Genomic DNA, 4,435 nt, shown 5'->3' with positions numbered 1-4,435 from the left:
GTCGTCGGCATGCGAGCGCGCGAACTCATTAGCCTCGACAAAGTCGAGGTTCCCTGCGGAGCTGAAGGCATTTCCAACGGGGGAACAGCCGGATGAAAGTAATGATTCGCAGGACCGCTACTGGCTTGTCGGCTTATGTCCCCAAGAAGGATCTCGAAGAGCCGATCACCGAGATTGAGAACGCTGACTTATGGGGCGGGACCGTGACGCTCAGGAACGGTTGGCGGCTCATGCTGCCCGACCTTCCGCGCGACACGCGTTTGCCGATCACCGTCGAGGCGATGAAGATTTCCGACGGGGCCTGATGCCGGTGGGTTCAGTGGCGGAGAGGAAACGCGTATGAACACGATGCTGAGCTGGGACCATCTCGTCGTCGTCCGGGGCAGTTTTGCCAAAAAACTGATTGACCTGCTGAACGGCGCTCTCAAGGCCGATCGAGTGATCCCCTATCTCGGTCCTGGTCTTCTGCAGCTTAACCCACCGGAATCCCCTGTACCTTGCACCCCTGAAGATGTCGCCGCGGCCCTCAACAAGCGGGCGCCTGCCCCTTCCAGGATTCGCACCAATATGTGGTCGGTCGCGCAGTTTATCGAGCAGCGCCGACATCGTCGGACTCTCCAAGCGTGGATGGCGGAGATATTCGCAGCCCCCGCCGAGCCGACCGTTCTTCACGCCTGGCTCGCAACCCTTCAACTGTCTGTCATCATCGACAGCTGGTACGATGGCGCCATGCGAGCAGCCCTTGCAGAGGCCGGCCAAACAGACGTTGTCGAGATACAAGGAACGACGCGCGCGACCGGAATCGGTAACATCTGGACGAGAACTTACGATTTGTCAGGAACAGAACTCGAGGCCGAACAAGTGGCTAGGACGGTGCTCTATGCGCCGCACGGCAGCGTCAGGCCGGCGGCAAACTTCCTCGTGGCTGATTCCGATTACGTCGAAGTCCTAACCGAAATTGATATCCAGACGCCGATCCCGGACGCGGTGAAGCAACGGCGCGTCAACCGGGGTTTTTTCTTCGTGGGCTGCCGCTTCAACGATCAGATGCTGCGCACATATGCCAGACAGCTGATGAAGCGCTCCACTGGCCCACATTTTGCGGTGATCGATTCGGCTACGCTGACCAGAAACGAACGTCGTTTCCTTGCCGAAGGCGCAATCACGGTCATCGACATGCCGATCCGCAACGCCGCGGCTCGCCTCGTCGGGGTCGATGCTAGCCAGGATTAATGGCCGGCGATTGCTGGTGAGTCGCTGCTTGCCTCCAAGGGCGAAAACTCAGTTGGGAATACATTCGTGAGCAGTAATGCTAGTGGCAGCACAACGTAGGCTCTGAATTCGTTGGGCCATGTGAAAGGGTCCGCTGCTGCGGGACGTGAGCACGTTGCGGCGGCATTACGCACATGATCTTGTGACCCCCGTGGCAAAAGAACTGAAGCGCCCGAGTCGCGACAACATATGCAGCGCTCAATGGCTTCGACAAAAATTCGGCACAGTTTCGACAGTTCGCATGCACCTCCAGGGTCAACGAGGTTGATTATGCCTGTTTATGTGGGTCGGCCACGCGAGCAGGAATTCCCACTACCTTTGCCCCGGCGGGAACATCTCGTGTGACCACGCAGCCAGCGCCTACCACTGCATTATCACCAATCGTGACGCCAGGCAGAATGATTGCTCCACCGCCGATCCAGACACGGCTGCCAATGTGAACAGGACGCCCGACCTGCAGGCCGGCCTGCCGCTGCTCGGCATCATGTGGATGATCGGCGGTATAAATCTGCACAGCAGGCCCAATTGCCGTTCCTTGCCCGATTTTGACCTCTACCACGTCAAGAATAACGCAGTTGAAGTTGATGTAGGCATTGGCTCCAATGCGGATATTGAATCCGTAGTCGCAAAAAAAGGGCGGACGGATGACCGTTCCGCGCCCAACCTCTCCCAGCCGCTCGGACAAAAGCTCATGCCAATGCCCCGTGGTCTGCCCCAGCGTATCATTGTACCGCTTGAGCCAAGCCCCGGTTGCCAACAGGTCAGCTTGGATCTCCGGATCCGCCGCATTGTAAAACTCGCCTGCGAGCATCTTTTCTTTTTGGCTACGCATCATAGTCTCCCGTCAGGTCGTGTCCCGTACAGTGATGCAGGAACGCACATCAAACTGCCTCGGCAACTTTGTAACTCGATCTTGCCGGGCGCGCGGTCGGTCACGAGCCGGGGCGACAGTTTCGTCTCGACCAACTTCCAAGAATTTGGATATCGGAGATCAACCGGTCGCAGGGGCCAATACCTGACGAAGTCGGCAACTGTCCAGCGGTCGAACTCACTTTCATGCCCATCTCAGATTGCGTGATATCGAGCGGTAAGCCATCAGCTAATGTATCGACCAGGTCCCGCCAGAGGATTACTCCTTTTTAGTTTGTCAGTCGCAGAGCCCCAGTACGACTGGTGGTAGAAAGCACACGGCCGGAATCTTGGCAGCGCTGTTCACACCCACTTCGTAAGCCTGGCCGATGGGCTCGGCGCCAGAGCACCAATGCTTGACCTGCTCCAGCTCTTGCTCGGCGGGTTGTTTCAGAGACGCTTGATCTCGATACCGCGTTTTCTCAGCACGTAGCCGATCTGGCGCGGGGTCAAACCGAGCAGGCGCGCCGCCTTTGCCTGCACCCAGCCACACTTTTCCATGGCAGCAATGACCGTATCGGCATCGGGCACCCTACCACGAGTCGTGGCAGGGCCTATCGGCGCTTGCCCGTCGCCGACGGGCGGGGCGGCACAGGCGGCGGAAGGCTCGATCGTAGTCGACTTCTCTGACGTCGGCTGTCCGTTCTTCCACAGCGCCGCGGCCAAGCACTGATCCGCGTAACAGGCAAAGTCAGTTCTGAGGATTGATGGACCCGTCGCCAGAACTGCCGTCCGTTGAACGCAGTTTTCGAGCTCTCGGATGTTACCTGGAAATTCGCAGTTCATTAGCACCTCAATCGCTTCGGGAGCGAAGGTCAGCGTGTGATCATTCTCAGTATTGAAATTCTTGAGAAACTGAGCGGCCAAGAGCGGAATATCACCTCGCCTTTCGCGCAATGCCGGCACGCGTAAAGTGACGACGTTGATGCGATAATAGAGGTCTTGCCGGAACTCCTTGCGTTGAACTGCCGTTTCCAAGTCCCTGTTCGTTGCGGCAATCACGCGAACATCAACTTTAATGGTGTGGTTGCTGCCGACGCGCTCAAACTCCTGCTCCTGCAGGACACGCAGCAGCTTAGCCTGGAACGAACCTGATATTTCGCCAATCTCGTCCAGAAACAATGTGCCTTTGTCGGCAGCCTCAAAGCGCCCCTTGCGCAAACTGCTCGCGTCGGTGAAGGCACCCTTCTCATGACCGAACAAGTCAGATTCCAGAAGCGTCTCGGTGAGCGCCGCGCAATTGACCTTGATGAAGGGCTGCTTGGCGCGAGGCGAGAGCTCGTGAATGGCTTTGGCAACCAGCTCCTTGCCGGTTCCGGATTCACCTCGCAACAGGACCGTAGTCTTCGCCTTGGCCACCTTGACAAGGTGCTCACGCAGCTTGCGCAGCGCCTGACTATCGCCAAGCATCTCCTTGCTGATCTTTTTACGTTCCATTTGGCAGCCCATCCCACTCCGCCACCCGCCGGTAGAACTGCACTGGACGGTGAGCTGTGTTGTATTTCGCCATCATCATTCTCGATCTCACCTTTGTTGCTTCGAAATTTCCGGCGCGCGGACCCCCTCGGCAAATGGCAATGGCGCCTGAGCATCGTTGTCTTTCACCAGGACGAGCGTCTTCTCCTCCGTGCGGGCGCCCGCAATATGCGCGCTTGTTTGCGCAGGCCTTTACTCGACCGGTCGCCGTTCTGTCCGGCTTCTGCCGCACCGCAGCCTGCAAACCCATCCTTGACAAGAAAGGAGGGGAGTCAATCGAGCTCTCCTTGCATTCGTGCAAGGAAAATTGTCAGTTTGATAGAATTCTATCAAAACGGCAGAAACGCCCCGCCCCCAATTTGGCTGTACCTGCGGCGTTCAGCTTACGTGACGACATGTGCGGACTTGTCCCAATTGCCGTCCGAGTTGTGCGGGAAACAGTAGCCGCTGCGCTGTTCGCTTCAACCGCGTGATGCCGCTGACAGTAGAGGCGGCGGCTCGTCGAGCGAGGCTTCATTGTTCGGCTACTAAAGCGGCTGTGCTTTGGTGGGAGTTGGTTTCGCCCAAGTTCTGGGCCTGGGGGCGTCTAGCCCGTTTCGCCGCACAGGCTCCTCCCACATCGTCGAGGCCGAGAAGGAGGGACCCCACAGCCCTCCCTGTATCACAATGCCCCGCCCCTCAAGCAGCTAGATACGACAGGTGACCTCGAATGAGGCGTCTTGCATGGCTTCTACACCTGCCTGAATGCCAGAACTGCGTTCGTACCGCCCATGGCGAA

Annotated in this window: 4 protein-coding genes and 1 pseudogene; 3 read left to right on the top strand and 2 right to left on the bottom strand. The window is 58.0% G+C overall.

All coding sequences use genetic code 11. The features are described from left to right. The first annotated feature begins 92 nt into the window (after positions 1–92). Together nifT and EN925_RS24710 are read left to right on the top strand one after the other, a co-directional pair. Entirely contained in the window at positions 93–305 is a 213-nt protein-coding gene (gene nifT / locus EN925_RS24715) for a putative nitrogen fixation protein NifT (protein WP_024505230.1), read from the top strand. 34 nt (positions 306–339) lie between these two features. After that, positions 340–1,233 carry an SIR2 family protein gene (locus tag EN925_RS24710; RefSeq protein ID WP_024505229.1) on the top strand — a complete coding sequence of 298 codons (894 nt, stop codon included), beginning with the start codon at positions 340–342 and terminating at the stop codon, positions 1,231–1,233. Between the two features lie 307 nt (positions 1,234–1,540). Here EN925_RS24710 and EN925_RS24705 read toward each other — a convergent pair whose 3' ends face one another. Both EN925_RS24705 and nifA read right to left on the bottom strand, forming a co-directional pair. Continuing rightward, positions 1,541–2,107, bottom strand: a complete 567-nt coding sequence (locus EN925_RS24705) for a sugar O-acetyltransferase (RefSeq protein WP_024505228.1) — start codon at positions 2,105–2,107, stop codon at positions 1,541–1,543. A gap of 464 nt (positions 2,108–2,571) precedes the next feature. After that, a pseudogene (gene nifA / locus EN925_RS24700) lies at positions 2,572–3,615 on the bottom strand (nif-specific transcriptional activator NifA); the annotation flags it as partial. Between the two features lie 62 nt (positions 3,616–3,677). On the opposite strand from nifA, the gene EN925_RS24695 reads away from it, so the two are divergent. Then, positions 3,678–4,130: a hypothetical protein gene (locus EN925_RS24695; protein WP_127262932.1), complete on the top strand. Its 453-nt coding sequence runs from the start codon at positions 3,678–3,680 to the stop codon at positions 4,128–4,130. Positions 4,131–4,435 lie beyond the last annotated feature (305 nt).

The sequence above is a fragment of the Mesorhizobium sp. M7A.F.Ca.US.006.04.2.1 genome (assembly GCF_004022915.1).
GTDB classification, from domain to species: Bacteria; Pseudomonadota; Alphaproteobacteria; order Rhizobiales; family Rhizobiaceae; genus Mesorhizobium; species Mesorhizobium ciceri.
Note: the sequence above shows the minus strand (reverse complement) of the source record. Positions and strands in the feature narration are given on the sequence as shown.

Coding starts and splice junctions, on each gene's coding strand:
- nifT (WP_024505230.1), top strand. CDS start 93: ATGAAAGTAATGATTCGCAGGACCGCTACTGGCTTGTCGGCTTATGTC.
- EN925_RS24710 (WP_024505229.1), top strand. CDS start 340: ATGAACACGATGCTGAGCTGGGACCATCTCGTCGTCGTCCGGGGCAGT.
- EN925_RS24705 (WP_024505228.1), bottom strand. CDS start 2,107: ATGATGCGTAGCCAAAAAGAAAAGATGCTCGCAGGCGAGTTTTACAAT.